Genomic DNA, 14,719 nt, shown 5'->3' with positions numbered 1-14,719 from the left:
TGGCCATCGGGGGAAAACGCCACACTAAAGACCACACCTTGATGACCTGACAGGGTATGCAGTAATTTTCCCTCGCGACTCCAAAGTTTGATCGTCCCGTCATCACTCCCAGATGCGATGGTCTGGCCATCGGGGGAAAACGCTACACTAAAGACCACACCTTGATGACCTGACAGGGTATGCAGTAATTTTCCCTCGCGACTCCAAAGTTTGATCGTCCCGTCATCACTCCCAGATGCGATGGTCTGGCCATCGGGGGAAAAAGCTACACTAAAGACCACACCTTGATGACCTGACAGGGTATGCAGTAATTTTCCCTCGCGACTCCAAAGTTTGATCGTCCCGTCATCACTCCCAGATGCGATGGTCTGGCCATCAGGGGAAAACACCACACTCCTGACCCAATCTTGATGATCTTCCAGAGTATGTAGTAATTTTCCTTCTTGACTCCAAAATTTGATGGTCTTGTCCCAACTCCCAGAAGCGATGGTTTGGCCATCGGGGGAAAACGCCACACTGCTGACTAAATCTTGATGACCTGACAGAGTATGCAGTAATTTTCCCTCGCGACTCCAGAGTTTGATGGTGTTGTCCCAACTTCCAGAAGCGATGGTTTGGCCATCGGGGGAAAACGCTACATCCCAGACTGAATTTTGATGACCCTCTAAACGGTTTTTTTCTTGAATATGTTCTTGAATATTTTCTCCAATTGTTTGCGGATAAATGGCTTGTTGTAACATCCCCACCGATAACATTCGCGTTTCCAGAGGAATTTTTCCAGCCCCTTGTTTCACCTTGACCCCAGCTTTTATGGCCTCAATTAAAGCATCGAGAGAATCTTTGTTTAAAAGATGGTAGAGTTTAGACGATTGACTTAAAGCCAGAATTTCCTGATTTTGTACTTTTTCCGTTTGTTCTTTGGCGTTAAAAGCAGACTGAATTGCCCATCCGGTCAATCCTGTTAATACCAATAACCCAAAAATCAACCCACGAACAGTTTGTTTTAATAATTTTAATCGGGCTTGTTTTTCTTTTTCTCGTTCGGCCTTAGCTTCTTGCAATTGTGCCAACAAAGAAGTCCCATATTCTTGTCGAATTACTTCTACTAGGTAATCATGCACCAGTTGATAACGATTCTGGACTTTTTCCGGCAACAACATCACCAAACCCGACAAGACCAAAATCTCTAAAACTACATCTAACTGCTGATGAAGATTAATCGGGGATAAATTTGCTAATAAATCGGTTAAATTGGCCTGAATTTCTGATGTTGTTTTCAGGGGACGAGTATTGTTGTGTTCATCAATCAGCAGGGATAGCACATATTGAGCCAGTTGGCGATTTTCCTCACTGCCACAATCATCAATAACATCCTGGACATATTGCTTAACTAACTTCGCTTTCGGCTGTTCCCCTAGTTTGCCATATTCCTCTATGGTTTTTATCTGTTTCTCTTGCAATTCCGCACCGACAATTTGCATCTCAATGGGTCGCACTTCCCCCAAGTTGGCCAAATCTTCCACTAACTGTTTAATTAATTCATCCTCTAATTTAAACTGCGAGTTATGAGTCAGATTTTGCATCACCTCTTTGGCTGCATCACCGCCAAAATTGCCAATATAATAGAGAATCTCTTTATCCAGCACATCATTATTAATGGTACTGAAATCTAACCGGCGAGTTCCTTGCAAAATCAAATAGAGATAATCTTCTCGCAAAGAAAACACAACTTTTACATAAGCTTGCTTCAAGCATTCGCTAATCAACTCAAAAAACCGTTGTCTTTCTGCTGCATCTGTCACCACAAAGAAAAATTCTTCAAATTGGTCAAAAATCAGCACGGTAAATTGATAATTTTGGTCATTGTTTTTTAGCTGTGCGCGAATTTGATCTAAAGCGGTAGTTGCAGACCCCCCCAAACCCCCCTTATTAAGGGGGGCTTTTTCGGCTCCGGTTTCCCCCCTTAACAAGGGGGGACTCAGGGGGGTTCCTGCCTGTGCTGCTAAATCAGACCCCCCCAAACCCCCCTTACTAAGGGGGGCTTTTTCGGCTCCGGTTTCCCCCCTTAACAAGGGGGGACTCAGGGGGGTTCCTGCCTGTGGTGCTAAATCAGACCCCCCCAAACCCCCCTTATTAAGGGGGGCTTTATTTTCTTCTTCCCCCCTTAACAAGGGGGGACTCAGGGGGGTTCCTGCCTGTGCTGCTAAATCAGACCCCCCCAAACCCCCCTTACTAAGGGGGGCTTTTTCGGCTCCGGTTTCCCCCCTTAACAAGGGGGGACTAAGGGGGGTTCTCAACCTTTCTAATAACTCCTCGTCCCAATTGGTATAAACCCGAAGATACACCACTACAATATCGCGATTATCAATCAACTTTCTCCGTTGCAAAGCGGGAACTAGCCCCGCTTCCACTAGAGAACTTTTCCCCACTCCCGACTCACCATAAATGATGATTAACTTATTCTGTTTACTGCATAGTTTATCAACTAATTTTTCTATATCCCCTTGACGACCAAAAACCGAACTATCCTCGGTTTTACTTACTTTCAGTCGTCCAGCCCCTACAAATGCCGTCAACCCATATTGTTGTTTCCGTGTTTGAATTTCAATTTTGATTTTATAGGCTTCTAAGTAATGGCCATGCTGAAAATATAAATCCCTTAACTCTTGTAATAGCTGGATAAAATAATCGGGCTTTCCATGAATTTCCAGGTTTAATGCTTCTTGACAATTTTGCCATGATTCCTGATGGTTATTTAACTGTTCTTGTCCTTGGGCTAACAGTAAATATATCGGGGCAAGCACGGGGGAATTGGGGGCAAGCACCGCGATCGCATTGGGGGCAAGCACGGGGGCATTGCCCCTACTTAATGCTAAATTGGCATTGTCGCAAGCAAGTTGCCATTTTTGTTCTGTTAAAGCTACCTGGGCTAAAAACCCATAAGCTTGGGCTAATTCTCGAAATTGATGATATTTTTGATGTAGCGCGATCGCTTTTTCCGCTAACTCTTTTAACTCTGACCATTGCTTTAAATTTAGCAATAATTCTCCCAAATTATTGATAAATTTTGCCGTTAAATCCGGTCTATTATGGGTTTCTAAAATATCGATACAGCTTGTTAAATGGTTTTTCGCTTGTTGTTGCGCTTCGGGGTCGGCTTTTTCCCCATAAGCTAACCCTAAATGAAACTCTAATACCGCTTGCTGAAGTGGGGAAACTTCGTTACCTTGATCTTGGTCTTGACAAGATAGCCACGATGCCTGAGTTGCTTGATAATACTTTAATGCTTCATCAATCTGATGCCGCTGATATTCATCTCTGCCCCTAATTAAATCCAAACATCCTTGGATATAAGGAGACAGATTTTCCCCAAACCGGGCAAAGTCTGCTTTAGCAGCCTCAATTTCTTGTTGATAATTATGGCCTAATATTTCCGCATTAGAAATAAACTGACTGCCGCCACTTTGCAAAAAAGTCTCAAAAAATTGCTCACTTTTCTGTTTTACAAATAATTGCAGCGCTTCCGGGGTAATGGGTAAGTAAATTGTGACGCCGAAGGTCTTAAAATCCATAGCCAATTCGGTAAACTGACCCAAGACAATATCATTCACCCATAAGACTAAGGGAAATTTAAAATCAGCGCGAAATCTCTCCCTCTGGTTGTTGGTGATTCTTAAAAGTTCGGGTAAATTTTCGACGGTTTCCAGTCCCACGACCATCATCGCTGATGGACTTTCTGATTGAATTTTTTGGGAAATTTTTTCATAAATATTTTTATCCCCCGGTTCTAAATCCAACCGGGTAATTTCACATTGATTCTGCAACTGTTGAATTAATTCTTCTCGCCCTTTGGCATAGTTACAGTGGGCAAAGGTTAAGGTAAATTCCCCTTGTCCAGCCGCGATCGACCATACCAGGTCTTCAATGGTATCGTAATTCATTATGCATGCAAGACTATTTTGAGAACAATTATATAAGAACAATTCCAAAAATGCTTGCGACAATTACGAGATTAATTTGGGTTTATGTAGGGGCGATTCGCTTTCTCGCCCCTACGGTAGAACCGAATTCAGCAGAACCCAAGAGACTGCCCGGTTTGGTGCCTCTGCGGTCAAATTCAGCCGCGATCGCATTCAGGATTTGATTTGTTCTTGGACTGAAAGGCGATGCCGCAAAGCGGATCCCGAAACTTGACTCCTGTTGCGATTTGACACCAAATCCGGTTCTCCCGTAGGGGCGATTGGCGAATCGCCCCTGCGATCGTTCCCTCAAACGCTTGTGGATTCCCGCCTTCGCGGGAATGACAGATGGGTTGATAAACGGGTTTTGACAACCGGATTGGGCATTAAACGTGAAGCTTTGTAAAAATTTTCCCTCAACCCCTACCCAAAATGAACGAAATCGTTATAACTTAGTATAACTATTTAGCGATGAATATAAAAAAACATGGTTACATCTCCACCGCAACCCAAGATCGAAGAACTCAAGCCCGGAGTTAAAGCCCCGACGAAAGAAACTTTGCTGACGCCTCGGTTTTATATCACTGACTTCGAGGCGGTGGCTAATATGGATATTTCCAGTCAGGAAGAAGAACTCAAGGCCATGATCGCCGAAATGAAAGCGGATTACAACCGGAATCATTTCGTTCATTCTAAAGAATTTAAGAAATCTTGGGAGCATATTGACGAAACAACGCGCAATATTTTTATTGACTTTCTAGAACGGTCTTGCACCTCGGAGTTTTCTGGATTTATCTTATTTAAAGAATTGTCTCGTCGCCTCAAAGACCGCAGCCCGATCTTATCAGAAATCTTTGCGCTGATGGCCAGAGATGAAGCCCGTCATGCGGGATTTTTGAATAAGTCTATGTCGGATTTTGGCATCTCTTTAGATTTAGGCTATTTAACCAAAAACCGCACCTATACTTTCTTTAAACCTGAGTGGATTATCTATGCGGTTTACCTCTCAGAAAAAATTGGCTACTGGCGCTATATCACGGTCTATCGTCACTTAGAAAAACATCCAGAAAATAACTATTATCCTTTGTTTAATATGTTTGAAAGCTGGTGTCAAGATGAAAACCGCCACGGCGATATTTTCAAGGCATTACTGCGATCGCAGCCTAAAATGTGGGATCATTGGACTGGTCGCTGGTGGGCGCGTTTTTTCCTCTTAACCGTCTTTGCCACCCACACCTTAACCGTGCAAGAACGGTCAGATTTTTATGAATCAATTGGCATCAACGCGACCGAATACGATCGCCACGTCATTAGAAAAACCAACGAAACCTCTGGACGTGCTTTCCCGGTGATGTTGAATGTGGAACACCCCGACTTTTTCCCTGGTTTATATCGGTGTTCCGATCGCAACATGAAGATGAAAGAAATTGACGCCAGCAACGCGCCAAAATTCGTTAAATCCTTGCGGAAATTGCCCTTACAAATTGGCATTTTTGCTGATTTAGTCAAACTCTATTTTATTCCAGCAATTGACGCGGAAGCCACTAGAGGCACCGTTGCTTAAAATGCCGAAATAAATTATCCCAATTTCAAATAAGGAGAAACGCGATAAAAAGCGTTTCTCCTTTTTGTTATTAGTACCCAACATAACAAATCAGCGAACATTGTAGTTATTTTTACTCAGCCCTGCACATCCAGCCCCGATCGCGTAAGTTATAATCATAAGATGCCCCAAAAAGTCAGATCGTAAAAATGTCATGCCCTGGAAAAGCCGGAATATATCTAGCTTATGTTTCTGACCATAAAGCAAAAAGCTCAAAAATGATGGAGTAAATCTGATGCTAACGGTGACAAATCGCCCACATCGCTTTCAAAGCTTTGAGGAATATCTATCAGCTAATAATGATTCAGAAACTTTTTGTGAACTATTTAACGGAGAATTGATCGAAATGCCCCCCGAATCAGGTTTTAATGTGCAAATTGCTACTTTTTTATTACTGAAATTTGCCGAAATTGTCGGTTATCGTCGAGTCCGGGTTCAAGGATTAGAATTAGAGGTGAGGGGGGAACCGAAAAATCGCTATCCTGATTTAACCATTATTAGAGAAGAACATATTCAACAATTATCAACTCGGAATACAATTCGCCTGTCAATGGCACCGCCTTTATTAGTAGTTGAAGTGGTCAGCCCCGGAGAGTTACAACGGGATAGAGATTATGTTGCCAAAAGAATTCAATATCAAGATTGTGGCATTCCTGAATATTGGATTGTTGACCCGCAAACTCAGACGATTTTGGTGTTGGTGCTGGAGGGAAATACTTATATAGAATTTGGCAGTTTTTCCGGGGATGATTTAGTGGTTTCTCCAGGATTTAGAGAGCTTAATTTAACGGTTGCCCAAGTGTTTGGGGCAAGTTAGGTTTTAAAATTTAAGTTTTAAACGGCGATCGCTTTGATAGAATAAAAGCAAGAAGTCTAATATTCAAGTTGCGATCGACGTTTCGCTCAAAATATGGTGGATATTAATCAATCTATTCTATACCGCGAATTTATTCCTTTAGCGGAAAATACCGGGTTAATTATCCCATTAAGCAAATGGATATTAGAGTCGGTTTGTCAACAAATTCGGCAATGGGAAAAATTGGGGTTAACTCCAGTAGCAATTTCGATTAATCTATCCAGTAAACAGTTTCAGCAAGCAAATTTAGCTGAGAATAGCTGAGAATATTTTAACTACTTTAAAAAAATATCAGGTCAGCATGGTTGCGAATTAATTCAAGACTATTTGATTAGTCGCCTGCTGCCTGCAACTGAATTTACGAATTGGTTTCTGAATTTTTCGGCAGCGAGTATCTGATAATTAATAGACTTAATTAATAGACTATACAATGATGAAAATCAGAATAATAAATAATTAAATTAATTTTCAGTAAATTAATAGTATAAAAGCAAAAAAACCTGAAAACAGGCTTGATATAGACAGATTTTGTAAACAATTTGACCCGGAAATAGAAATAATCAAGAAGATAATACCTTAGTCAAGTCAGTCTGCCGCGCTTGGCATTATAAATTAAGCGATTAATAATGTCCTGATGTTCTTCACTCAAAGCATTTTGTAACAGGGCATTACCAGTCTGGAGGCGATCGCAGTGAGTCAATTTACCAGAACTAAGGCTTTGGCCAAAGATTTCTTCTAAGCTAGTGGAGGCTTGATTGTGAGAATATTTCATCATCGGTTTTCGCTCGCAACTCGACTACTTCCAGTATGAATCAAGATCCGTGAAGTTCCGGTGATTTCATGGGGCAGTCACCAGTGATCTATTGCCAGAAAATTTGCGATCGCGATCGCTGACACTTGGTTAAATTCCCTTCAAAATTCATTTATGCAAAACTCACCCATGAGCGATCGATGCTGGTTTTTGTAACATTTCTTAAAGATTTTAACAAAAAAACCCAATCTTTGCAGATTGGGCTCATATAATAATTGTGAACTGTAGGGGCGAAGCATGACCGCAGTAAATTCATGCTTTTAAGCGATAAAATATATACGGTTATGCTTCGCCCTCCCGCCTGTAGCCCAGATATTCGACGCGGGCAAGCCCTAACTTAGGAAAAGTGGTTTAGCCCATAGAAAATTGCTGTAGGTTTAAAGGTCATAGATCAGGGCTTCAATGGCACTAGGATTTTCTTCACAATAGCGATCGAATGGAGTTTTTTGCTTTTGCTCACGACGGTGACAAGCAGCCGCTTGCAGTTCTTCCACAATATCCCAAGCCACGGCACTTTCACGAGAAGTCACACCTTTTTGTTGGCTAATTGCCCGGGCTTCTGCGATCGCGGCTTGAATATTGGCCTCTAGTCTTCTGGTTCTTTCTTGCTCAAAATTCCGTTCTAAGGGTTCATTGATCAGATTAACGCCGACTTCCTGGGGTTTTGTTGCGAGGACCTGAATCATAACCGACTTTTCTCCTAATAAAAAATAGCTCGGAGTGCGCGGATGAGTCCCATCAGGGAACACCTGTTTACTTCTTGGTTTTATTGTAGCTTACTGAAAAAAAATTCGGGAAATTTTTATAGTAATTTAATATTATACAATTTACAAAAATTCATCCAACAGCCCCTAACATTCTTCGGTTGGGCAAAAAAATTTACCCAACCTACCATATATGATGGTGAAATTTTGCCCAACCTACAATATAAATACTATTGTAGGTTGGGTTGAGGCCACGAAACCCAACATTATCTCTATTTTCTATTACTTTGAGTTGGGTTTCACTTTCGTTCAACCCAACCTACTAGGGCAGAGGTTATGATTATAAATGCGATTCCATCTTGGGATTAAATTCCAGTAGCTTAAACTTTGTGATATCGCAAACGGTAATCGAACAACCATCGTTAAATTTTACGGCAGTCAAATAATACCAGAACTGCTCGTGATGATTTTCCCAGTAGAATTCTTGCTCGATCGCTTTTCCCGTCTCAACGACCTCTACCAGCGAATCAAATAGGGTAGGAGTAAGTTGATTGAGCAAATGTTTCAGGGTAGGCTGATTCATAAGGTTTGTTCGTTTTTGACCTAATAACTTAGCAAAGACCGAATTCACCACCAAACAGCAAAAATCGTTAATTTCTTCAGTTAGCGCATCCCTGACCGCTTCTATGGCAGCAATTCCATCTTTGGAACTGTTCAACAAACTGGCAAGTAAAGCGCGAGATTGGTAGAGAATTTCTGCGGTTTTTTTATGGTGTTCGATTTCTTCTTTCAACTGTTTTTTTTGTTCTTGAATAGTTAGTTGAGTTTTAATTCTAGCCAGGATTTCTTCTGGTTCAAAAGGTTTCGTGATATAATCTGAACAACCTAAGTTAAAAGCTTTTACTTTATCTATCGGTTCGTCTAGCGCACTTAAGAAAATGATCGGAATTTCTGAGGTGACTTCATCAGCTTTTAGAGCCTTGCAAACTTCATAGCCATTCATATCGGGGATTTTAATATCCAGTAAAATGATATCGGTTGGATTGTGGCGGATGGAATTTAATGCCATCTTACCGTTGCTGAAACTGCGAACTTTATAACCATGTTTACTTAACAACTTTGTTAAATATTGTTGGATTGATATCATGTCTTCAACAATTAATATATTGCATCGGGGGGGGGGGGGAGGAGTAACTTTTATCATCGTTATTTTCTGATATTTGTGATTTATATAAAGTGAATTTATTACCGTAATTTTCTATCACTCGTCGCAGGTTAGTTTTGGTAATTTTGTGCCCAAAGATGTCGGAAAGATGCTGCCATAAAATGTAGGCTAAATCTTTCACATGACCGACGGTAAGATATAAGCTTTGGGCAAGGTTGCTATAGGTTTCTTTGTCCCAAGCTGCTTTGATGATTTCTTTTTCTGGGGGAGTCAGTTGTTTCCCTGTTTTGGATTCCAGGATCGCTTCGATAAATTTCAGTGCTTCTTCGCTAGTCATGGTTGACTTGGTAGTCTGATTCGTTTTTGGACTGGGCATTTGCATCTTATCAATCAACCATGTTTGCGATCAATAAGCTGGGATCATCAAAATTCATCAGCTAGGCGATCGCGCTCTTGTCCCAGGCAGCAAGTAAAATTCATGCGGATCTGGAATAGCTCCGCAAAAACACGGGATCCAGTTTGGGCTACCTGGCCGAATTGTGCGACTCAAGTTTTTTTGTACTTCTGGGGTATCAGTGGACTGTCCCGCGATATGCAGCTTAGAAGCGAGATCGCCTATCAGCTTGCGTTTGAACCCCTGATTTGCCGTGGCTGATGGGACGATCCGACTTTTCCGACTTTACAGATCCGACTTTCCCGACTGACAGAGACGGGGAAGGGAAGGCATGATAGAGACATCAAAGAGCTAAAGCGATTGTGATACCAAACACAAGCTGCTTTAAGAGCTTTTAAAGCCCTGTGCCGGACACATACTGCGTTAAAAGTGGTAAATGCTCGGTCAACCAAACAAAAAGTAAACCATCAACAAAAAAGGAGTAAAAATCATGCTCAGAGGATTCTAACCTAATATAAATGAAAGACTTCATCAGCAGTCACTTATTTGATCGACTTTACTGATGAAGTCTAATTCCGGCTCTTGGTTCCAAGGGCAAATCTATCCTATCTAAAAATATCGGGTTGACCGTTCGCTTAAATCAAAGATTATCAATGCAGATTCCTTGGTTTTTCAAAGCTATCAATAAATATATTGCTGACCATAAAAAGTTAGCTGGTGCGCTCGTTATCTGTCTAGTTTTTGATGCGGCATTTGATACCCTAATGAGGGGAAGTTTAAAGTTTATTATCGATGCTGCCATCATTCCCCAAAATTATCGCCTTCTCGTTTTAATTCTCTGTCTGCTGGGTCTAGGAGGAATTCTATATGCCTGCGTTGGTTTGCTGGGAAACTTTTTAGGGGCGCGTTTAGGCGTTTTAATTATCAACAAAATTCGCTATTCTCTGTTCGAGCATCTCCAAACCCTATCAATGGATTTCTTTGGCAGACGTTCGGCGGGGGATATAGTCAATTGTGTGTTGGCAGATGTAGCCAAGGTAGAAAATGGTGTAGTCACAATGGGGCTATCCGTGCTGATTATAGACCTGAGCAACATTCTGTTTTCTGCTATTTTCCTCTTTTCCCTAAACTGGCAGTTAGCGGTACTCAGTTTCATTGGTTTCTCCTTCTGCGCGATTGCCCCCACAAAAATTGCTGCTATCGCTACAGAAAAAGGCTATGACTTGCGGCAAAAAGAAGGACATATTGCTACTGTCGTCGAAGAAAATATTCTGTCTCAATCTGTTGTCAAAATCTTTGGATTAGAAAAGCATATGATCCAGGATTTTACCGCCGATTTAAAGAATTTTAAACAAGTTTATATCCGAGCAACTTTTCTGTCCTACTTAGTACAGAAAATTCCAGTTATTGTCTTTGTATTTGTCCAAATTATTATTTTAAGTATCGGTGCAGCGATGGTGTACCGGAATTTTATTTCGGTCGGAACACTCGTCTCGTATCAGGTTTTATTGATCGGCTTAAATAACAGTATTTTTAGCTTGACTTTTATGGTGCCATATATCATAGAAGCAGTGGCAGCGATGCGACGTATCAATGATATTTTAACTGAAGTTCCGCAAGTAAAAGACCAGGAAGGATCGGCGGTCTTACCCCACTTTTCCCGCGCTGTTCACTTTAAAGACGTTAATTTTAGCTACACTTCTGAGAGAGAAGGGATTAAAAATCTATCCCTCACTATCTGCCCAAAGGAATTTATAGTATTTGTGGGGCCAAGTGGTGCGGGGAAAAGCACGATTGTCAATTTGCTGGCACGATTTTACGACCCAGATAAGGGGTGTATTTTGTTTGACGGGGTAGATTTGCGCCAAGCTCAAGTTCGCTCTCTTCGCTCACAAATCGGACTGGTTTCGCAAGAGGTGATTCTGTTTAATACGACTGTGCGGGAAAATATTCGTATGGGTTATCTGGATGCCAGTAACGAGCAAGTAGAAGCCGCTGCCAAAGCCGCAGAAATTCACGATTTTATTCTGACTTTGCCTCAAGGATACGATACCCAGATCGGCGACAGAGGCGGACAGTTATCGGGAGGACAGCGGCAAAGAATCGCCCTCGCGAGAGCGCTGGTGAGAGATCCGGCGATTCTGATTCTTGATGAAGCTACCTCAGCCCTAGATCCGGCAACAGAAGCAGGTATTCTCGCCACTATCGAGCATATAGCCAAAGAACGCACAGTAATTATGATTACTCATCGCATCGCTCAAGCTTTGCGTGCGAATCGGATTTTTGTGCTGGAAAATGGACAAATCGTTGCATCAGGTCGCCATGCAGACTTGTTGGAACAAAAAGGACTCTATGCCACCCTTTGGCAACAAAGTCATCCAGCAAATACCAACTTAACTGTACAAGCCAATTCCTAATAACGTATTTCAACTGCTGACTCTTGGATTTTAATTTTATGACGAGCACAAATGATTCCAAATGGGTAATTCCCTCCTCCCATCGCGTTGCCTCAAAATCCCTTGAAGAAGAGAAAGCGATATGGGATGAAAACCACAAAGATTATGATGGCACTACTTTCAGCCTCACACAAGACCCTAATCTTTGCAAAGCCCTGATCCATCCTTATAGTCAATCTTCCGGCTTTGATATTCCCAACTCTCCAGACATCCAAGTTCTGATTCCTAACTGTGGCTCAGAAATCCATCTTCAGAAGGCATTACTAGAGTTTTGTCCGCAAATTGGCAAAGTTTACTGTACTGATTTTTCCAAAACGGGAATTGAAAAAGCACGGGAAAATTGGCAAAAATCAGAGGGAGATTCCCGGTTTAACAGCCAACAATTGGTGTTTGAAGTAGTAGATTCCACAAAAATAACCGAAGAAAGACCGGATTGGAAAGAAAAATTTGATTATGTCTTAGCGGTTGCTGCTGTTGTCTCCAGTGAGGATGAAGTCAATCGTCAGATCATACAGGAATTTTCTAAGGTTCTCAAGCCAGGTGGCAAGCTTTACGGCTTTTTCCCGACTATCTTTTCTCCCTTAGAAATTGCTCATTTAAGTAAACAACACGCTTATTGGGTTACAGAAGGATTAGTGAATATAGGGCATAATACCCTTCACGGGCGGGACTGGCATTATAAACAAATACACTATACGCCCCTGCGCTTAAATCGCATCTTTAAAGAAGCAGGTTTGAAACGGCTCAACTTTGAGATTTATTTTTTGGATTCCGAAGTTTTATTTAATGTTCTGAAAGAGGATATCGAGCATGACGATCCCGATATTTGTCTCTGGGATCTTCTCGTCAGGTATGAGAAAGAAAAAGTCTAGGGTGTGTCGATAAGCATTTCCCTTCTCACGGAAAACAATCTCTCCTTAGTTTAATCCCCTAAATTTATAGGGGTACGCGATTTTTGCTCCAAGTAGATAATTAAATCCTCCCCGCCTACGATGTTTGAGGTGGGGAGGATTTAATTATGACATTATCCAAATGGGGAATACCTATTAATAATAATGAGTAGCCAAGAGAAACTGTGAGGTGCGGTATTTTATCCGATGATCCTACTTTTCCGACTTCATCTATCCGACTTTTCCGACTGACAGGGATAGGGTTTATAGGAAAAAAAACGAAGTGAAATAATCTCTAAAACGAGACTTTTCCCCTTTGTAGAATAACAACCAAGAGAGCGATCGCGCCTCATCTAAAATCAAAACCATTTTAACCGGAAAGCGATCGCCTTACTTGTCCCAGAGAGCGATCGCCTTTCCTTTGGCGCAAGAGTCCTACTCCTCTACTCCCAAAGTCAAGGATGCGATCGCCTTACTTATCCCAGAGGGCGATCGCATTTTTGTGGAGAGACAGGCAAGGATCGCTTTGGGGAATTTGGTAGGGAGATCGCTTAAAAAGACCAAGGATTAATAATTACAACACCCGTCCCGGCAAAATCTTTTTCATTGCGAGTGACAAGTGATAGAGAGTTATGAATTGAGATCGCGGCTAAAGTCCAATTCTTCGCTGACTTCAGCTAGTGGGGATTGACGGAAAAATTCTGAGAGTTTACTTGATTGATCTGGGTGGCTGTTGCGATCGGGTGCAGTCAGGCTTTGGGCAAGCAGTTGGATAATATACAGTTTATCATTGAGCGAAAGCTGTAACAGTTGTTGTTCTAGTTCTGGAATAGCCATGATGGAGTTTCACTGGAGGATAATTTTATTTTATTTTATTTTATTTTATTTTATTTAACTTTCTCCATTGTACCAGAAATCTCTACGATGCCGTAAGCCAGAAAGCGATCGCCTTACTTGTTCCAGAGAGCGATCGCCTATTTAATTCTTCTGCTTGGAACCAATAACCGATCTACGGTCATGCTTCGCCCGAAAGGTTAAATCCTTCTAATCAAGAGATAGATTCAAACTAAATCCGGGTAATACATTTTCCCCGGATAATTCGGTGGGAAGATTTCGCAATTCTACATCTTTTCCTGGGCGATAAATTTCTACTTGTTGCTGTTGGGGGTTAATCAACCATGCCAATTGCACCCCGGCATCCATATATTCTTGCATTTTGGCACGCAACATTTCTAAATTATCGGTTGCTGACCTTAATTCAATCACAAAATCCGGGGCAATAGGAGGAAATTTGCGTCTTTGTTCCGGGGTTAATGCTGAGTATCTTTCCCGGCGAATCCAAGCGGCATCCGGGGAGCGATCGCCCCCATTTGGTAACTTAAATACCGTGGAAGAACTGAAAGTATAACCCAGGTTTGTTTGCCGATTCCAAATTCCCAAATCGATAATTAAATCTGCTTCTCGATTTCCGCTATCGCCTCCTACTGGTGGCATAATAATTAGTTCTCCTCTGGCAGTACGTTCAAAGTTCAAATCGCGGTTATTTTGACATAACTGATAGAACTGTTCGTCACTCAGGTGAACGGTATCTAAATTTAATGTTAAGCTACTCATAACCTTACCCCTAGCCTGAATAATTATGGATATTATATTACAGCGGTTGTCAGGGGCGAAGCATTCCGGCAGTCTATTTAATATTTTCAGCAGTAGGGGCGAATGGCCATTCGCCCCTACACTGCCGGAATGCTTCGCCCTAAGAATATTTTAAGCAGTAAGAGCAAATTATGACTGTAGTAAGGGCGAAGGAAGCATGACCGTAGTAAGGGCGAAGCATTCCGGTAATTAATTTAATATTTTAAGCATCGTAGGGGCGAATGGCCA

15 protein-coding genes are annotated in these 14,719 nt (G+C 41.7%); 8 read left to right on the top strand and 7 right to left on the bottom strand.

Annotated elements, in window-relative coordinates; all coding sequences use genetic code 11:
• Positions 1–3,941: hypothetical protein (locus AM228_RS29310; protein ID WP_072160698.1), on the bottom strand; the 3,941-nt coding region annotated here is incomplete at its 3' end.
• Positions 3,942–3,991: 50 nt separating this feature from the next.
• Here AM228_RS29310 and AM228_RS32025 point away from each other — a divergent pair.
• The 4 genes from AM228_RS32025 to AM228_RS07025 all read left to right on the top strand — a co-directional run bounded on the left by AM228_RS32025 (position 3,992) and on the right by AM228_RS07025 (position 6,682).
• Positions 3,992–4,144, top strand: a complete 153-nt coding sequence (locus tag AM228_RS32025) for a hypothetical protein (RefSeq protein WP_156331599.1) — start codon at positions 3,992–3,994, stop codon at positions 4,142–4,144.
• A 302-nt stretch (positions 4,145–4,446) separates the two neighbouring features.
• Positions 4,447–5,523, top strand: a complete 1,077-nt coding sequence (acsF, locus tag AM228_RS07035; protein ID WP_054465423.1) for a magnesium-protoporphyrin IX monomethyl ester (oxidative) cyclase — start codon at positions 4,447–4,449, stop codon at positions 5,521–5,523.
• A 274-nt stretch (positions 5,524–5,797) separates the two neighbouring features.
• Positions 5,798–6,379, top strand: a complete 582-nt coding sequence (locus tag AM228_RS07030; RefSeq protein ID WP_054465422.1) for a Uma2 family endonuclease — start codon at positions 5,798–5,800, stop codon at positions 6,377–6,379.
• Positions 6,380–6,472: 93 nt separating this feature from the next.
• The gene (locus AM228_RS07025; protein WP_054465421.1) at positions 6,473–6,682 is read left to right on the top strand and encodes an EAL domain-containing protein; all 210 of its coding nucleotides are present in this window, start codon (positions 6,473–6,475) and stop codon (positions 6,680–6,682) included.
• A gap of 316 nt (positions 6,683–6,998) precedes the next feature.
• Here AM228_RS07025 and AM228_RS07020 read toward each other — a convergent pair whose 3' ends face one another.
• The 4 genes from AM228_RS07020 to AM228_RS07005 all read right to left on the bottom strand — a co-directional run bounded on the left by AM228_RS07020 (position 6,999) and on the right by AM228_RS07005 (position 9,474).
• Positions 6,999–7,193: a hypothetical protein gene (locus tag AM228_RS07020; protein WP_231636680.1), complete on the bottom strand. Its 195-nt coding sequence runs from the start codon at positions 7,191–7,193 to the stop codon at positions 6,999–7,001.
• Between the two features lie 413 nt (positions 7,194–7,606).
• Positions 7,607–7,915 carry a Calvin cycle protein CP12 gene (locus AM228_RS07015; RefSeq protein WP_082348786.1) on the bottom strand — a complete coding sequence of 103 codons (309 nt, stop codon included), beginning with the start codon at positions 7,913–7,915 and terminating at the stop codon, positions 7,607–7,609.
• A 358-nt stretch (positions 7,916–8,273) separates the two neighbouring features.
• Positions 8,274–9,137 (bottom strand): PleD family two-component system response regulator, encoded by an 864-nt coding sequence (locus AM228_RS07010; protein WP_082348782.1) that lies wholly within the window; start codon positions 9,135–9,137, stop codon positions 8,274–8,276.
• Positions 9,085–9,474, bottom strand: coding sequence for a hypothetical protein (locus AM228_RS07005; RefSeq protein WP_156331598.1), 390 nt, complete (start codon positions 9,472–9,474; stop codon positions 9,085–9,087). Before AM228_RS07005 ends, AM228_RS07010 begins: the two co-directional genes overlap by 53 nt.
• Before the next feature lie 671 nt (positions 9,475–10,145).
• Here AM228_RS07005 and AM228_RS07000 point away from each other — a divergent pair.
• From AM228_RS07000 to AM228_RS32020, 3 genes are all read left to right on the top strand, one after another.
• Positions 10,146–11,909 carry an ABC transporter ATP-binding protein gene (locus AM228_RS07000; RefSeq protein WP_054465417.1) on the top strand — a complete coding sequence of 588 codons (1,764 nt, stop codon included), beginning with the start codon at positions 10,146–10,148 and terminating at the stop codon, positions 11,907–11,909.
• A 38-nt stretch (positions 11,910–11,947) separates the two neighbouring features.
• Positions 11,948–12,820 carry a class I SAM-dependent methyltransferase gene (locus tag AM228_RS06995; RefSeq protein ID WP_054465497.1) on the top strand — a complete coding sequence of 291 codons (873 nt, stop codon included), beginning with the start codon at positions 11,948–11,950 and terminating at the stop codon, positions 12,818–12,820.
• 412 nt (positions 12,821–13,232) lie between these two features.
• Positions 13,233–13,409, top strand: coding sequence for a hypothetical protein (locus tag AM228_RS32020; RefSeq protein ID WP_156331597.1), 177 nt, complete (start codon positions 13,233–13,235; stop codon positions 13,407–13,409).
• Positions 13,410–13,468: 59 nt separating this feature from the next.
• Here the strand turns inward: AM228_RS32020 and AM228_RS06990 are convergent, their stop codons facing one another.
• On the bottom strand, positions 13,469–13,675 hold the full coding sequence (locus tag AM228_RS06990) for a hypothetical protein (protein ID WP_054465416.1): 207 nt from the start codon (positions 13,673–13,675) through the stop codon (positions 13,469–13,471).
• Between the two features lie 207 nt (positions 13,676–13,882).
• Complete coding sequence (locus AM228_RS06985) at positions 13,883–14,452, bottom strand: Uma2 family endonuclease (protein WP_054465415.1); 570 nt, start codon at positions 14,450–14,452, stop codon at positions 13,883–13,885.
• A gap of 25 nt (positions 14,453–14,477) precedes the next feature.
• Here AM228_RS06985 and AM228_RS36050 point away from each other — a divergent pair, with 25 nt between their 5' ends.
• A complete protein-coding gene (locus AM228_RS36050) occupies positions 14,478–14,606 on the top strand; it encodes a hypothetical protein (protein ID WP_255353160.1) in 129 nt (42 codons plus the stop codon).
• Positions 14,607–14,719 lie beyond the last annotated feature (113 nt).

Source organism: Planktothricoides sp. SR001 (assembly GCF_001276715.1).
Taxonomy (GTDB): Bacteria; Cyanobacteriota; Cyanobacteriia; order Cyanobacteriales; family Laspinemataceae; genus Planktothricoides; species Planktothricoides raciborskii.
The sequence above is the reverse complement of the archived record's forward strand: the minus strand, read 5'-3'. Positions and strand labels throughout refer to the sequence as shown.

Bases quoted from the DNA above. Each gene is read 5' to 3' on its own strand.
- AM228_RS32025 (WP_156331599.1), top strand. From the start codon at position 3,992: ATGCTTGCGACAATTACGAGATTAATTTGGGTTTATGTAGGGGCGATT.
- acsF (WP_054465423.1), top strand. From the start codon at position 4,447: ATGGTTACATCTCCACCGCAACCCAAGATCGAAGAACTCAAGCCCGGA.
- AM228_RS07030 (WP_054465422.1), top strand. From the start codon at position 5,798: ATGCTAACGGTGACAAATCGCCCACATCGCTTTCAAAGCTTTGAGGAA.
- AM228_RS07025 (WP_054465421.1), top strand. From the start codon at position 6,473: ATGGTGGATATTAATCAATCTATTCTATACCGCGAATTTATTCCTTTA.
- AM228_RS07020 (WP_231636680.1), bottom strand. From the start codon at position 7,193: ATGATGAAATATTCTCACAATCAAGCCTCCACTAGCTTAGAAGAAATC.
- AM228_RS07015 (WP_082348786.1), bottom strand. From the start codon at position 7,915: ATGATTCAGGTCCTCGCAACAAAACCCCAGGAAGTCGGCGTTAATCTG.
- AM228_RS07010 (WP_082348782.1), bottom strand. From the start codon at position 9,137: ATGATAAAAGTTACTCCTCCCCCCCCCCCCCGATGCAATATATTAATT.
- AM228_RS07005 (WP_156331598.1), bottom strand. From the start codon at position 9,474: ATGCCCAGTCCAAAAACGAATCAGACTACCAAGTCAACCATGACTAGC.
- AM228_RS07000 (WP_054465417.1), top strand. From the start codon at position 10,146: ATGCAGATTCCTTGGTTTTTCAAAGCTATCAATAAATATATTGCTGAC.
- AM228_RS06995 (WP_054465497.1), top strand. From the start codon at position 11,948: ATGACGAGCACAAATGATTCCAAATGGGTAATTCCCTCCTCCCATCGC.
- AM228_RS06990 (WP_054465416.1), bottom strand. From the start codon at position 13,675: ATGGCTATTCCAGAACTAGAACAACAACTGTTACAGCTTTCGCTCAAT.
- AM228_RS06985 (WP_054465415.1), bottom strand. From the start codon at position 14,452: ATGAGTAGCTTAACATTAAATTTAGATACCGTTCACCTGAGTGACGAA.
- AM228_RS36050 (WP_255353160.1), top strand. From the start codon at position 14,478: ATGGATATTATATTACAGCGGTTGTCAGGGGCGAAGCATTCCGGCAGT.